The sequence below is a fragment of the Marinobacter sp. tcs-11 genome, from assembly GCF_002049515.1.
Lineage (GTDB): Bacteria > Pseudomonadota > Gammaproteobacteria > Pseudomonadales > Oleiphilaceae > Marinobacter > Marinobacter nauticus.
On the sequence record NZ_LLYU01000004.1, the window covers coordinates 207849 to 224965 of the forward strand.

A 17117-nucleotide genomic window follows, 5' to 3' on the forward strand; every position below is an offset into this window, starting at 1 on the left:
TGTTACCCCTTATACAGCCGTGGGTTCATCACATCCCGCAACCAGTCACCCAACAGATTGATGACCAGCACGAGCACCACCAGCACCAGGCCGGGGATCAGGGTGATCCACCAGGAACCGCTCTGGATGTAGTCAAAACCGGATTTGATCAACGAACCCAGTGACGGCTGGGTTTCCGGCATGCCAAGGCCGAGGAACGACAGCGCCGCTTCGGAGATAATGGCATTGGCAATCTGTACCGTGGCAATCACAAAAATGGGCGACAGGGTATTGGGCAGGATGTGCCGGAACATGATGCGTGGCGTACCGAACCCCATCACCTTGGCCGCGTCCACATACTCCTTTTTCTTCTCCGCCAGCACCGAGGCCCGCACGGTACGGGCAATCTGCGGCCATTCCGCCACGCCGATGATGAAGATCAGCATGTAGATGGCAATCTCACCGAACATCAGGTTGCCAAAACTGGCCTTGAACACCGCGCCGACAATGATCGCCACCATCAGGGTAGAGAACGACAGCTGCACGTCGGCAATGCGCATCAGGATGGCATCAACCTTACCGCCCAGATAGCCGGCCAGCAGGCCAAACAGGATACCCAGCGCCGCCTGCAACACCACGGCACCAAAGCCAATCATCAGCGACACCCGGGTGCCGTAAAGTATGGTGGAGAGCAGATCCCGGCCCTGGGCATCCGTTCCCAGCGGGAACGCGGGATCAGCGCCGTCCAGGCCCACCGGTGGAAGCTCGGAGTTCATGATGTTGATCTGCGCCAGATCATAGGGATCGGCGGGCGCCAGCCAGGGCGCAAACACCGCCGCCAGCACCATGGCCAGCAGCACCAGAAAGCTCGCAATCGCTACCTTGTCGCGTTTGAAGCTGTACCAGAAAAAGGACTCGCGGAAGCGGTCCCAGCGGGAAACCGTTGCCGTTGTCATGCTTTCTTACCTGTCAGTTTGACGGTGGGATTGACCAGTCCGTAGATCAGGTCCACCAGTGTGTTGGTCACCACAAAGATCAGGCCCACTACCATCAGGTAAGCCACAATCAGGGGAATATCGCTGCGGGTGATGGCCTCCAGGAACATCAGGCCCAGACCCGGCCACTGAAACACCGTCTCGGTCAGGATGGTGTAGGCCACCATAATGCCGATCTGTACGCCACCCACGGTAATCACCGGCAGCATGGTGTTCTTCAGGGCATGCAGGAAATTGATACGGCCCGCGCTCAAACCCTTGGCCCGGGCATAGCGGATGTAATCGCTTTGCAGAACTTCCATCATCTCCGCCCGGATCAGGCGGATAAACAGAGGCAGCATGATGGACGCCAGCGACACGCAGGGCAGCACCAGATGGGCCAGGCCTTCGCTCGTAAACAGGCCGGATTCCCAGGTGCCGAACAAGTGCACCAGGTCATCACCACGGCCATAGGACGGCAGCCCACCTTCGGTGGTAAAGAAATCGTTGAGCCACTGGCCCCAACCGGTATCGGCCGGAAACCAGTTGACCGTCACACCAATGGAGAACAACTGAATCAGAACAATGGCCGTGAGAAACACCGGTATGGAAATACCGACCGTACTCACGCCCATGAAGAATTTGGACAGCCAGGCCTGGGGCCGGATGGCGGCGTACACGCCAATGGGTACCGACAGGAAGATGATGATCAGACTGGCGCCGATCACCAGCTCCAGGGTGGCTGGCAGATGTTCGGCAATCACTTCCAGCGCCGGCTTGCTGTAAAAATAGGAATTGCCCAGGTCGCCCTGTATGGCATTACCCGCAAACCGCAGGTACTGGACCAGGAAGGGGTCGTTCAGCCCCAGCTCCTCACGAATGGCTTCCCGCTCTTCGGCAGAGACGGACATGCCCACCATTTCCTGAAGCGGGTCCCCGAGGCCATCCTGAATGGCAAAGGCGATGATGCTGATCACAAACATGACCAGCAGCGCCTGGGATATCCGCTGAACCAAAAACGCTAGCATGAAGGATTTACCGTTGATGAATACGTGAAAGCCTCTCTCCCGCACCGGGAGAGAGGTTGGGTCTCAGGGAGCACGCTCCCCTTATTCGATAACCAGATCGCCCAGGTAGGGGAAGTTCATGACATTGAGCACCGGCTCGATGTTCACGCCCTTGCGAGAGGCCCAGGCCAGGTCCTGCCAGTGCAGCGGTACGAAAGCTGCGTCGTCGTACAGACGCTGCTCCACTTCCTGCAGCATGGCCGCACGCTTGTCCAGGTCGGTCTCCACGTTGGCTTTTTCCACCAGGGCATCGATTTCCGGGTTGCAGTAGTTGCCGGCGTTGTACTGGCCATCACCGCTGTCAGCATCCGGGCAGAAGGTGAGGAATTCGTAGAAGTTGGCCGAATCCTCGGTGTCTGCGTGCCAGCCAATCAGCATCATATCGGCGGCACGGTTGTCATACTCCGGCCAGTACTGGGCTTTCGGCAGGGTTTTCAGATCCACCTTGATGTTGATGCGCGCCAGCATGGCCGCCGCTGCCTGCGCGATCTTGTCGTCGTTCACGTAGCGGTTGTTGGGGGCCATCATGGTGATGGTAAAGCCGTCCTCATAGCCGGCTTCTTTCATCAGCTGCTTGGCTTTCTCAACATCGAAGCGAGGCTTCAGGTTTTCGTTATGGCCCTGGTAACCCGCTGGCGACATCTGTGCTGCCGGCGTGGCAAAGCCTTTCATGATCTTGGCAGCAATACCTTCCTGGTTGATGGCGTAGGCGATGGCCTGGCGAACCTTCGGGTTCTTGAAGGCTTCAACCCGCTCCTGATTCATATGGAACAGGATGATACGGGTGCCGCTCATGGTCACCAGTTCGCTGTTGCGGTCGCGCTTGATGCGGTCCAGATCATTGGGCGGAACCGGAGCGATGAAGTCGACACCACCGGACAGCAGAGCGGATACCCGGGTGGCGTTTTCCTTGATCGGAGTCAGCACGATCTTGCCAACGTTGCCCGGAGACTCAGTATCCCAGTAATCATCGAAACGCTCGAACTCGACACGCACGCCCTGTTTACGCTCGGTTACCGTGTAAGGACCGGTGCCGGACAGGTTCTCGGAAGCGAAGGAGTTACCGTGCTTGAGGATGGCGTCCTTGTCTTTGCCATCCTCGGTCTGGCCGGAATAGAACTCACTGTCCAGCGGGAAAATGTAGGTGGCGGTGTTCAGCAGCAGAGGGTAAGGCTCGCTGGTGACCAGCTCGAAGGTGTAATCGTCGATCACGTTGATGGCGCTGAAGGGTTTGAAAATCGCCTTGAAGTCCTGGCTTTCCTTCAGTCGCTCAAAGGTGAACTTCACATCGGCCGTGGTCAGTTCGTTACCGGAATGGAACTTCACACCCTCGCGCAGCTTGAAGCGCATGGTCTTGTCGTCCACACGCTCCCAGCTTTCTGCCAGGCGCGGCTCGAAACCCAGATCTTTGGTCCAGCGCAACAGCGGATCAAAGGTCATGTGGGACAACTGCAGAATGCCGCCAGACAACTGCTCATGAATATCGAGGGTTACGGGATCGGCGTCGTACGCCATTTTCAGTTCTTTGGTCGCGTCGGCTGCCAGGGCCAGAGGCGCAGACGCCAGGGCCATGGAGCCAACAAAAGCTGCCAGTATCTTTTTCATCGCGTTTTCCGTCGCTGTTTTAGGAATTTTCACGGAACATCGGTGCAGGACGGCACCGATTGCCTGGCAAACAAGCTAGTCTCGGAAAACCCTTACGGCAATCGAAATTGCAACATGGACCTATTCGTATGGTGAATGACCCAAAAAGCAGCAGCCTCAGAACGGAAAGACAAAGGGCAAAAACAGCGCCGTAAACACACCCGTCAATCCCATCCCCAGGGAGGCAAAAGCGCCCGCCGTGGGGCTGATCTCAAACGCCCGGGCAGTGCCAATGGCATGGCCATTAAGCCCCAGGGCAAAACCCACCATCCGGTCATCGGAAATCTTCATCCATTTGGCACCCCAGTCCACAAACACCGAGGCCAGTACGCCGGTAATCAGCAGACCGCCGAGGGTGAGCGCAACCGAGCCACCCAGCTGCTCTGCAATACCCATGGCAATGGGCGCGGTAACCGACTTCGGCGCCAGCGACGCCAGTATGGAAAGCGGAGCGTCCATCAGCCAGGCAATACCCACCGCATAGACAGCCGCCAGACTGGCCGCCAGTGGCAAGGTGCACAGAATTGGCCGCCAGAGCGCGCGAATATGGTGCATCTGCTGATACAAAGGCACACCCAGGGCCACCGTCGCCGGGCCCAACAATACCGTTAACCAGCGCGCCCCCTGCTGATAGGTTTCATAGCCAATACCACTGGCCGCCACCGCCGCCGCCAGAATCACCGCCGCCATCAATACCGGCGGCATCCACAGGGGGCGTCCCACCTTCGCGAACAACCAGTTTGCCGCCATAAACGCCGCCAGCGTCAGGGCAATGGAAAGCATCGGGCCTGTGGTCCAGACCAACAGCAATTCCTGCATTCGTCCGTCGAACTCAGTCATGACTGTGCCCCCGGGTGCGATCTCCCGCTGTTTTCTTCATCAGCCACAGCGTGGTCACGGAACTCAGCAAGGTACCCGCAACCAAAGCCACTGCAACGGAAAACCAGTGGCCCGCAAAGCGATCGGCAATAAAGAACACCCCGACAACACCCGGTGAAATCAGCAGCACCAGCACCGAGATCAGCCCGCGACTGGCTTCCGCCAACTGATCACTGACCCGCCCCCTCAACATCAGAGTGGCCGTGACCATCACCATCCCCAGCACGCCACCACTGATGGGCAGGCCGACCAGTACCCGCAATGCCTCACCCAGCAGAAAAAACACCACCAGAACCAGAAAACCCCGCAACAACACCATGCTGCTATGCCCCGCCACGCTCAATATGCTCTACACTAACGCCCTGACCCGCCCAAAGACCACAGGACTATTCATTCAATGGCACTGAAAGCCACCATCTTCAAAGCCACCCTCCATATCGCCGATATGGACCGGCACTACTACGCCGACCACCATCTGACCGTTGCCCGCCATCCCTCTGAAACCGACGAGCGGATGATGATCCGGCTGCTGGCCTTCGCCCTCAACGCCAACGATAACCTGGAATTTACCAAAGGCCTGAGCACAGACGACGAGCCGGAACTCTGGCAAAAATCCCTGACCGGAGACATCGAACTCTGGGTGGAACTGGGCCTGCCCGAGGAAGACCGCCTGCGCAAGGCCTGCAACAAGGCCAACCAGGTCGTTCTCTATACCTACGGCGGGCGTGCGGTGCCGGTGTGGTGGGACAAGCACCATAACAAGCTGGAAAGATTTAGCAACCTTACTATTGTCGACCTTCCCGCAGAAGGAACAGCCGCACTGGCGGCCCTGGCAGAACGGTCCATGACCTTGCAGGTAAGCATCCAGGATAGCGAAGTGACCATCAGCAACGAGCAGAATCTGGTCAACCTGACGCCAGGCCAGCGGTTACCTCGAATCTGAACGAAACGGTTGATGGCCGGGGCTGGACAGAAGCCGCCGGCACACGTAAGATTGCGCACTCGAAATTGACGAGCACTCGTTATTTCGAATGCGCCCGTAGCTCAGCTGGATAGAGCGTTGCCCTCCGGAGGCAAGGGTCAGAGAAAAAATCCGGAACCGAAGGCAACGGTCAAACATGCCAAACTTGTTGAAATCCGCCCGTAGCTCAGCTGGATAGAGCGTCGCCCTCCGGAGGCGAAGGTCTCAGGTTCGAATCCTGACGGGCGGGCCATTTTCATGGCGAATCAACACGTTACGCTCCTCGATCTTACCTTCTATAGTTGTTTCGCGAAACTGCAATCGCTCAAGCTTCGAAAAGGGTAATGACCTCTGCCCTGCTTTCATAATTGCCTTGTCCGGCACACGAAATTGAGCCTGTGTCCAAATTGTGTCCACTGTGCGTCCACGACTTTAGGTCGACATTTCGAGAGCTGAAAACTTTGACCATTGCACGAAAAACGTATCATCCCAGTCTGGACACAGAACACTGACGATCCGAGTCGCCAGAATCTCACTCGCTCCATCAGCTTTCTCGATCAGCTAATTGCCCCCTTCACGTCCTTTAAAACTAGATTTCACGATTACAGATCGATGGATCTTGGTCGCAAGCTAGAGTCCCAGAAGGCAATGCCTTCACATACCCGGGCCACCATTCACCAACTAGCGCAATGAAGCGAGCTGAAGCTCTGGACTTTTAACGTATTCATAACTAACGTCTTGATTTTGGAATAGCTGTAATTTTGCGTAAGGGTTGAACCCTAGCATTGCTGTCAGGGAGAAAATGAAGTGATCGTTAAAAATAAGACAATTATCCAATCACTTTCGCATCTCCAATCGCCTCAGTTCCACATTACATCGTCAGCTTTCTATCTCAGCAACCACTGCCGCACAGGGAGTCCGCAGCGATGAGCCAATCAAATGGCCTGATTTCCTTCCTTCGCCATTACGGTCCAATCCCGGCTGGGGACAACATGTACGACGAGCTGATCCAGGCGGAAATCGAGCGTCATGAAATTGATCCCGTGATTCACATCAGTCCTGCGAAGCTGGAAGAGGTTAAGGAAAATTTTGAATCTGCCGAGCCCCGGAACGTCGTTCTTACGGGGACTGCAGGCGATGGCAAAACGTTCCATTGTCGGCAAATTTGGATTGCTTTTGGTGGTGACCCAGGTCATTGGAATGCAGGCGAAAAGGTCGTTTCGTTAACGCTCCCTGTATCTAGAAAAACACTGATCATCGTGAAAGACTTGAGCGAGCTTACTCAGGATGAGAAAACAAATGTCCTCAGCGGGCTTGCAGGTGCGGTAACAGACGCATCTGCTGAGAATGTATATCTTGTCGCTGCTAACGATGGCCAACTTCTCGCAAGCTGGCGTGATTGGTCAGATAACCAAGGGGAGCAAGAGCATCGGATATTCAAGACTGTGGAGGATATGCTGGTAGAGGAGCGAATTGAAGACGAGTCATTGAACCTCTACCTTTTTAATCTCAGCCGCCTAGACGCTTCAAATCACTTCCACGAAATCATAGAACAAATTGTTGAGCACCCCCAATGGTCAAACTGCGAAGGCTGTGACTTATTAGGAGACGACGGTTCGACAACATGCCCAATTCGGCTAAATCGCGAACGAATCCGTAAAAGCGGTGACGGAGCGGTATTTCGCAAAAGACTTGGAGAGTTGATGACTCTGGCTCGGGCCAACCGCATGCACGTGCCAATCCGTGACCTTCTACTTCTTAGCGTCAATATTCTTCTAGGGGACCGGCAGAGTGGCCGCATTCTCTTAACATGCCGCTCGGCCAAGAATCGCGCAGAAAAAGAGGATTATCGCTTAACCAACCCTTATGCCAACGTCTTCGGCATGAACCTTCCTGAGCGGCAGAGACAACAATACCAAGTTTTCAACATCCTCGAAGCCTTCGGCATTGGGCGCGAAACCGACAACAAATTTGATAACCTATTGATTTACGGACCATATAGTGGCTCAGATGCGTACACCCAATTCGTATCCAATGACATCTATTATGGAGCTGCAGCCTACAAACGATATTTGCAGGACTATCTGGAAGGAGCCCGCGACGATATAGAAGAATTTATGCAGGCGCTTTCACGGCAGAGACAAAGGCTTTTTTTCTCACTTCCCTCCACCAGCCCCCTAGATCCCTGGCGCTTGACCGTCTACCAGGCTTCTGGCCAATTTTTAGAGTTTGTTGAGGGCTTGAAAGACGATGGTGACACGTCCCGAACAGAAGAGCTGTTGGTCCGCGGACTCAATAGAACATTTTGCGGGATGATGATTGATGAAGGGACCAAACTCTATCTTGCCTCCTCTGGCGGAGATGGCCGCGGCAGAATTGCTTCCCTTCTAAACTACGATTTGCCGACATCGAGGCACAGAAGAGATCCCTATCTTAGCTTTGTTTTAGATAAAGATGGCGCAACGCCTTGCATGCAGATAGTTGATCCTGCGGCAGATGGCGACGGCATTATTGACACTCTAACCCTTCAGCTTACCCATTTCGAGTACTTGGTGAGAGTAGCAAGTGGGAGCTTGCCCGCCAGCTTTTCTCGGCAATGCAACGAAGATTTTTTGGACTTCAAGCTCAGACTCATAACCCGCTTAGACGGGTTGATTGGCGAAGAACCAACTCGCGACGAGATAAACTTAGAGGCTCTTACTGTAGATAACGAAGGGCGAGTGCACCCCGAAAATATTCGAATAAGGCTAGACTCATGAAGGCACGCCTTGAGGCTCCGGCGAAATACAGAAAAGATGTCAATGTGTGGGTTGATGAAGCTATATGGGGCCATCGCCTGTACAACGACCAAACGCCCTGGCTCGTATTTTTAGAGTTCCTAGCAATATTTCAATCCCGCCAGGAGCAGGCGAAGGCTCTGAAGGAACACTGGGGAGAGGATGCTCATGAAGCCTTTACGTACCACATTCCACGACTCCTTCCTCTCAGGCAGCTAATCTTTAACAACCCACACCTTCGGTTTGTAGAAGACAGCTATCAAACCGACCCGGAGCGATGGAAGGAATGGTTCAAAGCGTTTTCTTCTGACGACGACTTCAGGTATCTCCAAGACCGTTTTGGCTCGTTTGCTCGTCTCTCCCGAGTGGTTGAGCTTTTTCAAACAACTGCAGTCGAGCCACATCGGAAGCGCAGATGGACGTCACGCTTTCTTTTTCCTTATGGCCCGAACTGCCTTTACGCTGACTTGCCTGCAAACGCCAATAACAGCCCAGACAGGCGCTTCTTTGCTAGGAGCGGCGAACTTCTTTACCTCATGCTCAATCGCAGTGGCAACGGCGAGCTTCTCGCTAATCTAATTTCTCAAAAACTGCTACGCCACGACGAAACATGGAACCGTGTCGTTCGAGCCTTACTCCCTGAAGGATACAGAATCGACTCGAATCCCGTATCAAGCACGATCGGGTATCTACCTTTCGCCAAACGAAGGGAGTACGGCGATCTTTCTCAGACTTGGCTGACGCTACTTAATTTAGATCTCACTGGTGAGGCCCTACTTGATCCTTTGATGCGCCTCTCATCTCTTCACATGCTCATTTACATGCTTAGAAGAGCGAATGAGGAAGTTGGAGATTCCAGCGAACCGAAGTTCGTTCTGGAGATAGCTTCTCCAAAGAGAACAACACTGTTCGAACTTTCAAAAGAGAACTTCGGGGCGAACAGAATGCTACCCATAAGGGCTGTGCGCGCTTATATCGAGGCAGCTAAAAACGATGAGCGATGGCATGAGGCTTTGCAGGCAAGAGATCCTGCTGACGCAGTGCGGGAATATCTCGCTCAGCGATACGATTGGCAGCCTGCCGACGGCATCCCTTCCGGTGACCCAGAGACTATATTTGAAGCCTTAAGGGAATACGCAGAAAGCCGTCACCAACAACACGTTGGAAAGGTCCACCTGGAATGGGCGAAACAAATTGGGTTGGCAGTATCGCGTAGAGGGTCTGGAACCTGGTACTCACCCGATGATTCTCTACTTAAAGCACTTGTCATGTGCGTTGTGGACGAGGGACGAGAGGAATATCACCGCTTTCTTTCCAAACTCTATGAAAAATTCCGGTTAATAATCGGCCCGAATGAGGCAGAAAGAGCTTTCGGAACACTGCCTACCGATCAAAATGCTTTTTTACAAAATACCCAACGCTTGGAACAACGCTTAAGGACTCTGGGGTTGCTACGCCGCCTCTCTGATGATTGCGCCTATGTCGAGAACCCTTTTAGGAGCAACAAATGACACGAAACGAACTAATCTCGGCCGTCGCTCAAGATTTCATTCGGGCTCAGCTCGACCAAGAGGCGGATGGTTCGATGCGTTTTTGTATGCTCGGATTGGAACCTTCAATCATTCGCTCTATCGCACAGTCGGTGCTATCCGAGCCCACCACCGCATCAACTGTCTTGGTCCGGATAGCTAATCTATTCGACCCAAACGACGACCTTCCCGATTCTGCGAGAAGTAACCAGTCCATTACTCACTGGCGCCACTGTCGGCTGCCGAATGAATTCCGAGCTGTTCTCTTTGCTGCCTCGCAAGAAGAGCTCCAACGCAACGACAAAAGTGTTGAGAAGGTCACCAAGATCGAGACTGATACGCTTCGAAGTCGCTACGCAGCCTGGATCGATCAGGCAGGATTAACCTCTGCCTATCTAGATGAAACCAAACGGGAACATCTAATTACCGCCCTGAAGGCAGCGAATCAATCTCACGCTGCTCGCACAATTGAAACGTTTGCAGATTTCGTGCTTTCGATTGCTCGCGGAATCACCGCGGATGGCCTCCCCCTGCAAAAGGCTGTTGATAACGCGCTGCCTAGCCTGAAACTGCCCAAGTTTTCGGGCTACTTTGACCGCATCCCGGAGAAAAAGCGAGACAACACTGGTGAATGGAGCAAGATATTCAGAGGCCTCCACACTAAAGTCCGCCCTCTGCTGGTACAAGAAACGGAAAAAGGCGAGCCAATTCCTCGCGAGCATCTCCGCACTAATTTTGAAGAAATTTCTGATCGCCTCGAAGCATCAGAACAAGAGGTGATTAAAGCATTCCTCGATTCTGACTTACGAATTGATAGCTGGTCACCCTCACAGGAAAGCTTGGTGAATTTAGATTGGAGATCGATCTCTGAGCTTTTCGAAGGTGTAAATAAAAGCTCCTCTCAGCCCCTCGGTGAAGAAACAATTAAATTCTTTGACGACGAATTCGATGACCTGCTTGAAGAGGAGGAGCGTGAGCTTCTTGCGAGTTCTTTCCCGAAAGATCCCTCAGAAGACCTACAGGCCTTTTTCGAGACGCATCGGGAGCACCTGGCTAGAGACAAAAAACTGTCTGGCAAGTGGGAGCGCTATGTTTATCGTAACCCACAAACCTACCAAGATTTCTTAGTGGGACTAATTGAAACATTGGACAGCTTACGTCGTCGGGTTAATGACGAGGAACTGAAAAAGAAGAAACTAACCATTCGTATCCCTAGCAGTAGAGAGAAGAGTTTTTGGCGTACGAAAAATCCCAAAGTCGCACGCTACTTCGCATTCCGATACCGCGGCCTGGAAGCAATCCTGGGAGAAAAAGTTGAAGTTGATTTCGGAAAGCTAGAGGAGTTTTACTTTCCACGCGTCGAATCAGATCTCGCCAAATCTAATTCCGGCTCTAAAGAAGCTCGCTCAATTAAATTCGAAGTTGTCCTTGATCCTGAAGGCGCTAATACAAAACTGGTGTTTCATTGGGAAATGCCGGTCGACGCTATTGCGACAGCACTGCCTGAAGACCTTTTGAGCGTCGCAAACGAGACGGAACAATATGCTTTGTTACCCACGGCGGATATCACCAGGCAATCAGTGAGCGCCAAGGGAAGCATACAACGGATCGATTTAAACGACATCAACACAATTCGCGATGTCTCAAACTCAAACACGGGTAAGCTTGTTGCCCCGAATAGTAGTAGCGGCGATCGAAGTGCATATTTTCGAGAACAGCTAACTGAATTATCGAACCTATTGGGGCTAGTCAGTGTTGAGGAGATACAGACACGTTTCAATAGTTTCTTAACCGCATATTCGACAGCAATCCGTGCATGGGTTACGCAAGAAGGCGCTGGCATCGGATCAAAAGCCTTTATCATGCAAGCTGAAGCTTACAATGAGTTACTTGCCTCACTTCTATACAGGGCAAACAACGATCTTGCCCGCGAAAAGTTATGCAAGGAAGTTCTGCGGCTGGGCGTCGCCAATGTAGGCGCAGGCAACCTCGCTGCGATCATTGCCCCCTGGCATCCATTACGTCTCGCTGAGATTAGCGTAAAGGCACATCAGGCAGCCAAACTAGTGAACGATGTTTTGGATGCTGAAGAGAATGATATTTTTCGCGCGGATCTCCTCTTCTCTCAAATCCAAACGGAACTCCGCACAAACTATTATCCAGAAGTTTGCATTGGGTTTGATCACGACCAAACGCAACTGCTTTCTGCTGCAGATACATCGTTTGATTACACACTGGCTGAGCCACCACTAAGAAAGTCTCAACACAGTGATGATGCACTCGATATTGAACCAGGTGTTGCCGCAAAAGCCTTTAGTGATGTCGGAGAACAATATCTAAAGTTGCTGCCTCACGAACGCAGTAACTTCTCTGTGGTTCTTTACAACGCTGAATCCAAAGCCTTGCCGAGCGCCCTCGCTTCGGAACTCTCCAGCAAGGTTGAGCAAGAGAATCAGCTCCAATGTGATCTTTTGCTTACCCACTCAGAGCCTAAACGTATCAGACGAATATATGAGCAACAGAATGTATCTGTAAGCGAAGAATCTGGCTCCGTTATGGCCAGCGAGGCGGCGAGGAACTTCCTGTCTCGATTGCGGGTTGGATTCTTGGATGCGGCCAAGATTCCGGATGACGATTCTGATCGAGCCGCAGATCTTGTAGCGCTGCAAGATGTCGTGGCCAGAAACGCCCAATTGGTTTGGAAAAGGGCTCCGGGGGACAGAAACCCCGAGATGACTACACATGTGCCCGCGAGGTGGTCGCGACGTCGACCAATTAACTTGGCGGATACATCAACTTCAGTCTATTTGGCCTGCCCAGTTCAACCCCGAGCCGGGCAAAATTACCTTAACCTCATCAACGAATTTCTTAACGGAGATAACGCTCTTCCAGGTGATGTTATACCTGCCCGGGAGGTAAATTTCCGCGATGGCGATATCGGCAACATCTTCACTCAAACCCATAAAATCGGTGAATGGGTAGTGAACTTCGATGAGCTCGTGGATCGGCGCCTACTCAGCAATAACGGTGTTCGGGTTATTCGCCACATACGAGATCGGCGCATGGATCGGAACATCGTTGTATCGACAACATCGAAGCCGAAGCTTCTGCGAGTGCTTCTCAAAGAGCGCCTAGATAGGATCGATCCATCAATTACGAAAGGCAATGAGGCTGTCATTGATAAGCTGATTGACCAAGCGAATACATTGTCCGGACAAGTCGTAATGCGTGCAGCTCGATATGGCCACTATGCGAATGAACTGCTTGGTATCGTGTTATCGATGGAAAAAATTCAACGTAGCCTTGGCGGTCGGAATCAACCAATAGGTTGGTATTTTCTGGATGATTTTGCTTCCTGGTTTGGCCAGCGTGAGGAGCAAATAGCCGATATTATGGCGATCGCACCACGCATCATCGATGGCAAGCCGGTTCTAAAGGTGGCCATATCAGAAGCAAAGTTTGTTACCTCCAGCGGTTACCGAGCGCAGGCAAAGAAATCCGCAAAGCAACTAGAAGAGACCGTCGCGCGCCTAGGGCGAGCCATTGAGCCGAAGCACACGCGCATAGATCGCGATATATGGCTTAATCGCATCGGTGATTTCATGATTGAGGGCATGGACCCCTTTGACGCTGCTTCTATGAATGATTGGGACCTGCATAGATGGTCAGATGAGGTGAGGCTTGATGGAGTACCGATACAGCTCGCGGGCTTTTCTCATGTTTTCGTCCACGACAATGACGAATATGTTGATGCCGGCGGTGCTACTCCTTTGAAGGGAATGCCACACTGCTCTCAGCAAGTCTTTGACAAGGCCAGCGTTGCGGAAATGTTCCGGGCTTTCGCCGAAATCAACAGGGCTGCCGGTACAGAAGGCGATACTGACTCTGAGATTTGGAATGATGCCTTAACGTCCAGAAACGCATCGACAGAAACCATATCAACCACCTCAGAATCCGAAACACCTGCTCAGCCCATAGAACCTGAAAGCGGCAGGAGTGATGCCGATAGCAACTTTGAATCGGAAGTGTCAGGCGAGCGCGGTACACCTATCTCCAGTTCACACGAGGAACCCGAACGGCCCCAGCAAGCTCAAGAGCCAGAAGTCGCCGATTCTGATATTCCTGATCAATTGTTGGATCTGTGGCCTTCTCGTCAACTTGCAGAATGGGTCAGTGGTGGCAGCGCTTCAGAAGACGATGATGAGGAAACAAATACTTGGCTCGACACAACTGTAAAAGCTTTACAGCGGGCTTTACGCGGTTACGACATGACGGCCGAACTTCTCGGAGCGAGGCTCACACCCAACGCAGCGCTTATACGCTTCAGAGGATCCGATGATCTTACGATTCCCAAGGTCGAGAAAAAACGCCAAGAATTGCTAACCTCCCACGCCGTTGATGTTATTAACGTGATGGCCGCTCCGATGGAAGTCATCATTATGGTAAAGCGACCACATAGGGCGATACTGCGGCTGAGGGATCTCTGGCGAAGAAGGCAGCTTCCCTCAACCGCACCTGAATCAAATACCAGCTTGCTTCTCGGAGCAAAAGAATCCGATGGTGAGTTGCTGTACCTTAATGTTGGCAATGAATTCGCCGGACTCCAGCCGCATGGCCCTCATACCTTGATCGCGGGTGAGACTGGCAGTGGTAAAGGTGTTTTAGTCCAGTCTCTACTATTGGACATTTGTGCGACCAACTCCCCCCAGAAGGCTCGCATTCGCATGATTGACCCTAAGGCGGGGATAGACTTTCCTTGGCTTCGCAACATGCCGCACCTTGATGGCGACCTTATAACCGAGCAAGGCGAAGCCACCCAAGCCCTGGAAGAGCTGGTTGCAGAGATGGAACGCAGAAACCGGCTACTAGCTGAGAAAGGTGTGACCAAGCTGGATAATTACAACCGGAAGGTTCCGCCCTCCGAACAACTTCCAAGGATTTGGCTGTTCCACGACGAGTTAGCCGACTGGATGATGATCAATGAATACAGAGATGCCGTTGATCTGAATGCCAGCCGGCTAGGCGTAAAAGCTAGAGCAGCTGGTATCAACCTCGTGCTTATCACGCAACGACCAGATAAAGACGCCCTGCCAATGCAGTTAAGAGCGAATCTCACTAACCGGCTCGTGCTGAAAATGGCAGACAAGAAAAACTCGATACTAGTTCTCGACGAAGCCGGTGCAGAAAGACTACTTGGTAGAGGCCACTTAGCGGCGAAGCTTTCCGGAGAAGGCCATGTGATTCTTGCACAGGTTCCGTTCGCTTCTGAGGAGGAGATTGAAGAACTCGCCACCCTGGTCAAAAATGCTTGGCTCAATCGTGCTCAATAGCTATGGCAACGACTTTAGATAATTGACACCTTCATCTATCGACTCAAAAACAGCGTCTGAAGCCTCTCTGATTATCTTTATATACTTAGAGAGGTTTTGGTCACTTTCCGATTTCTCATCGACAAAGATAACGTGTTTCCCCTTCGCGGCCGCGTATCCAACCTCCAATGCAAGACCGTAACCACTAGGGTTAGTGGACTCAAAATAGGCGAAAACAATATCGCATTTATCAATCGAATATAAATCCCAGCTCGTGTAGGCCTTAGAATCAGAAAGACCGTTTTTACTTGGATCTATAAATTCAAATCGACCGGCACTTCTCACAATAAAATCTTGCCATCCGGATCTATGCCCTCCCGACAGATAAATAACCTTGCGGAAATCTTGAGATATACTCTCGCTTTCCGCGGAAGATTCTAAAGTCGCGATATAGCAGTCAAGAGGCAACCTCCGAGCTCTAGCAAAAAACTCACGCTCTCGAAGTACAAAAGGCAGAGCGAGCGCTACACCCAAAAGCAAAATAAGAACAGATGCTAGGATCGCTCCAAAAATAGGATAGATCTCATCAATCCAAATGGAAACAACAGAAACCACTGTCAATATTAGGATGCTAGTTGCAACGCCCTGCGACAAAAGGCTGATGAACATCAATCTAACAGTCGTTTCTTTATCGGCTCCATCGATCGAGGACATTGCGACGTTCCTCAAAGTCCGTAGAGACCGCACTCCTTTGAATCGATTACTTATTATTTTATAGGAATCCTCATTCTCTAATTTTTTATTAAGACCTTTGTTACTAACCAAGAGCTTTTTAATCTCGGATTCATCAATTTCTTCTTTTTTGAAAAAACGGTTAAAAATAACCTGAGCGCTTTTTGTATATACCGGAATAAAAAAATACTGACCGAGTGCCGCCAGCGCTGCACCAAAGCAGTATGACACCGCAAGGAAGACCCAAATCTCGAATTGCCCGGTAGGCCTGAATTCCTCAGCGAAATCACCTGGAAGCACGAAGAATAAGCCAACAAGCAAAAACATCCCAGGCAAGAGCTGGCCGATAACTTCGTAGAAAAACTTTTCTAAAGCCGTTACGAAATTTTCCATCTAATCGTGCTCTTGGGAATGTGGACAGATAACATCTTATTTATGACAAGCAAGACAGACCTTCGCTTTCCCATAAAGGTCATCAATATCCAAAGGCTCACTGTCACTGCGAAGAGGGTTTTGTTGAGATTTACTCTTCTGCCTAGCCAAACGTGCCTCGTGGTCCTCTTTTATCTGTTGTACTCGGGCAGGCTTTTCTAGGTCTTCCAGAGACTCGCCTTGGCTCCAAGTAAACGGTGAGCCGTGTTCAACAGCATTTTTTTCGTAGGCTTTGGCTTCTTCGAAAGCTTCTGGGTGGCGCTCCATCAAGCGAACCCATTCAATCTTCTGCTGATAGAAGCAGAACGTACAGCCACTTCGAGTACGCCACTCATAATATTTCGGTAGCCCCAGGCCAGCTCCCTCTAGAATATCTAGGACATCGGCCTTGTCGATACCGGCATCTTTGAAGGGAAGCTTTACTATAAGGTTGTCGTCTTTCGACGCGTATCCCTCGCGATACTCCTCATCCCCGCGAATAGCTACGTAGCTGTATATGGTCATACCCTCATCCAGCATGGGCCGAACCCATTGCTCGAACGGTCGGAGTTTCAGTTGACGCGTGCACCATCTTGTTTGGGCAGAAGGCAAAAAATCATTGTATTGCTTTAACCAAAAATCGAAATCGCGATCGGGATTCAAACGTTGGATTGGCTTACCAAGAAATCCTTCAAGGCGGCCAAGATACTCATATACCTCGGGCAACTCTTTACCAGTATCGGTAAAGAAATACTCGATATCGATTTCAGGATGGTGTTGCCGCATGTACACAGCCAGGGCAGCACTATCCCTTCCCCCGGACAAACCTAAAACATGCCTTTCTTTGGTTGCCAT

11 protein-coding genes and 1 tRNA gene are annotated in these 17117 nt (G+C 51.8%); 5 read left to right on the forward strand and 7 right to left on the reverse strand.

The genetic code is table 11. The features are described 5' to 3' along the window. Positions 1-2: 2 nt before the first annotated feature. The 5 genes from ARC85_RS07065 to ARC85_RS07085 all read right to left on the reverse strand — a co-directional run bounded on the left by ARC85_RS07065 (position 3) and on the right by ARC85_RS07085 (position 4862). Positions 3-935 (reverse strand): ABC transporter permease, encoded by a 933-nt coding sequence (locus tag ARC85_RS07065; RefSeq protein ID WP_011783996.1) that lies wholly within the window; start codon positions 933-935, stop codon positions 3-5. Further along, the gene (locus ARC85_RS07070; protein WP_011783995.1) at positions 932-1981 is read right to left on the reverse strand and encodes an ABC transporter permease; all 1050 of its coding nucleotides are present in this window, start codon (positions 1979-1981) and stop codon (positions 932-934) included. The genes ARC85_RS07065 and ARC85_RS07070 overlap by 4 nt, the downstream gene beginning before the upstream one ends. An 81-nt stretch (positions 1982-2062) precedes the next feature. After that, positions 2063-3625: an ABC transporter substrate-binding protein gene (locus ARC85_RS07075; protein WP_011783994.1), complete on the reverse strand. Its 1563-nt coding sequence runs from the start codon at positions 3623-3625 to the stop codon at positions 2063-2065. Between the two features lie 156 nt (positions 3626-3781). After that, a complete protein-coding gene (locus ARC85_RS07080; RefSeq protein ID WP_286714586.1) occupies positions 3782-4504 on the reverse strand; it encodes an LrgB family protein in 723 nt (240 codons plus the stop codon). Then, positions 4497-4862 carry a CidA/LrgA family protein gene (locus ARC85_RS07085; RefSeq protein ID WP_011783992.1) on the reverse strand — a complete coding sequence of 122 codons (366 nt, stop codon included), beginning with the start codon at positions 4860-4862 and terminating at the stop codon, positions 4497-4499. Before ARC85_RS07085 ends, ARC85_RS07080 begins: the two co-directional genes overlap by 8 nt. A gap of 78 nt (positions 4863-4940) precedes the next feature. On the opposite strand from ARC85_RS07085, the gene ARC85_RS07090 reads away from it, so the two are divergent. The 5 genes from ARC85_RS07090 (at position 4941) to ARC85_RS07110 (ending at position 15140) form a co-directional block, all read left to right on the forward strand. Further along, positions 4941-5486, forward strand: coding sequence for a YaeQ family protein (locus ARC85_RS07090; RefSeq protein WP_286714587.1), 546 nt, complete (start codon positions 4941-4943; stop codon positions 5484-5486). A 194-nt stretch (positions 5487-5680) separates the two neighbouring features. Further along, positions 5681-5757 (forward strand) — tRNA-Arg (locus tag ARC85_RS07095). 673 nt (positions 5758-6430) lie between these two features. Beyond that, positions 6431-8263: a hypothetical protein gene (locus ARC85_RS07100; protein WP_286714588.1), complete on the forward strand. Its 1833-nt coding sequence runs from the start codon at positions 6431-6433 to the stop codon at positions 8261-8263. After that, on the forward strand, positions 8260-9792 hold the full coding sequence (locus tag ARC85_RS07105) for a hypothetical protein (RefSeq protein WP_286714589.1): 1533 nt from the start codon (positions 8260-8262) through the stop codon (positions 9790-9792). Before ARC85_RS07100 ends, ARC85_RS07105 begins: the two co-directional genes overlap by 4 nt. Further along, the gene (locus tag ARC85_RS07110; RefSeq protein WP_286714590.1) at positions 9789-15140 is read left to right on the forward strand and encodes an FtsK/SpoIIIE domain-containing protein; all 5352 of its coding nucleotides are present in this window, start codon (positions 9789-9791) and stop codon (positions 15138-15140) included. The genes ARC85_RS07105 and ARC85_RS07110 overlap by 4 nt, the downstream gene beginning before the upstream one ends. On the opposite strand, the gene ARC85_RS07115 is transcribed toward ARC85_RS07110, so the two are convergent. Further along, positions 15141-16244 (reverse strand): TIR domain-containing protein, encoded by a 1104-nt coding sequence (locus tag ARC85_RS07115; RefSeq protein WP_286714591.1) that lies wholly within the window; start codon positions 16242-16244, stop codon positions 15141-15143. It lies immediately after the preceding gene. Between the two features lie 36 nt (positions 16245-16280). After that, entirely contained in the window at positions 16281-17117 is an 837-nt protein-coding gene (locus tag ARC85_RS07120) for a phosphoadenosine phosphosulfate reductase family protein (protein WP_008940479.1), read from the reverse strand.

Coding starts and splice junctions, on each gene's coding strand:
- ARC85_RS07065 (WP_011783996.1), bottom strand. CDS start 935: ATGACAACGGCAACGGTTTCCCGCTGGGACCGCTTCCGCGAGTCCTTT.
- ARC85_RS07070 (WP_011783995.1), bottom strand. CDS start 1,981: ATGCTAGCGTTTTTGGTTCAGCGGATATCCCAGGCGCTGCTGGTCATG.
- ARC85_RS07075 (WP_011783994.1), bottom strand. CDS start 3,625: ATGAAAAAGATACTGGCAGCTTTTGTTGGCTCCATGGCCCTGGCGTCT.
- ARC85_RS07080 (WP_286714586.1), bottom strand. CDS start 4,504: ATGACTGAGTTCGACGGACGAATGCAGGAATTGCTGTTGGTCTGGACC.
- ARC85_RS07085 (WP_011783992.1), bottom strand. CDS start 4,862: ATGGTGTTGTTGCGGGGTTTTCTGGTTCTGGTGGTGTTTTTTCTGCTG.
- ARC85_RS07090 (WP_286714587.1), top strand. CDS start 4,941: ATGGCACTGAAAGCCACCATCTTCAAAGCCACCCTCCATATCGCCGAT.
- ARC85_RS07100 (WP_286714588.1), top strand. CDS start 6,431: ATGAGCCAATCAAATGGCCTGATTTCCTTCCTTCGCCATTACGGTCCA.
- ARC85_RS07105 (WP_286714589.1), top strand. CDS start 8,260: ATGAAGGCACGCCTTGAGGCTCCGGCGAAATACAGAAAAGATGTCAAT.
- ARC85_RS07110 (WP_286714590.1), top strand. CDS start 9,789: ATGACACGAAACGAACTAATCTCGGCCGTCGCTCAAGATTTCATTCGG.
- ARC85_RS07115 (WP_286714591.1), bottom strand. CDS start 16,244: ATGGAAAATTTCGTAACGGCTTTAGAAAAGTTTTTCTACGAAGTTATC.
- ARC85_RS07120 (WP_008940479.1), bottom strand. CDS start 17,117: ATGGCAACCAAAGAAAGGCATGTTTTAGGTTTGTCCGGGGGAAGGGAT.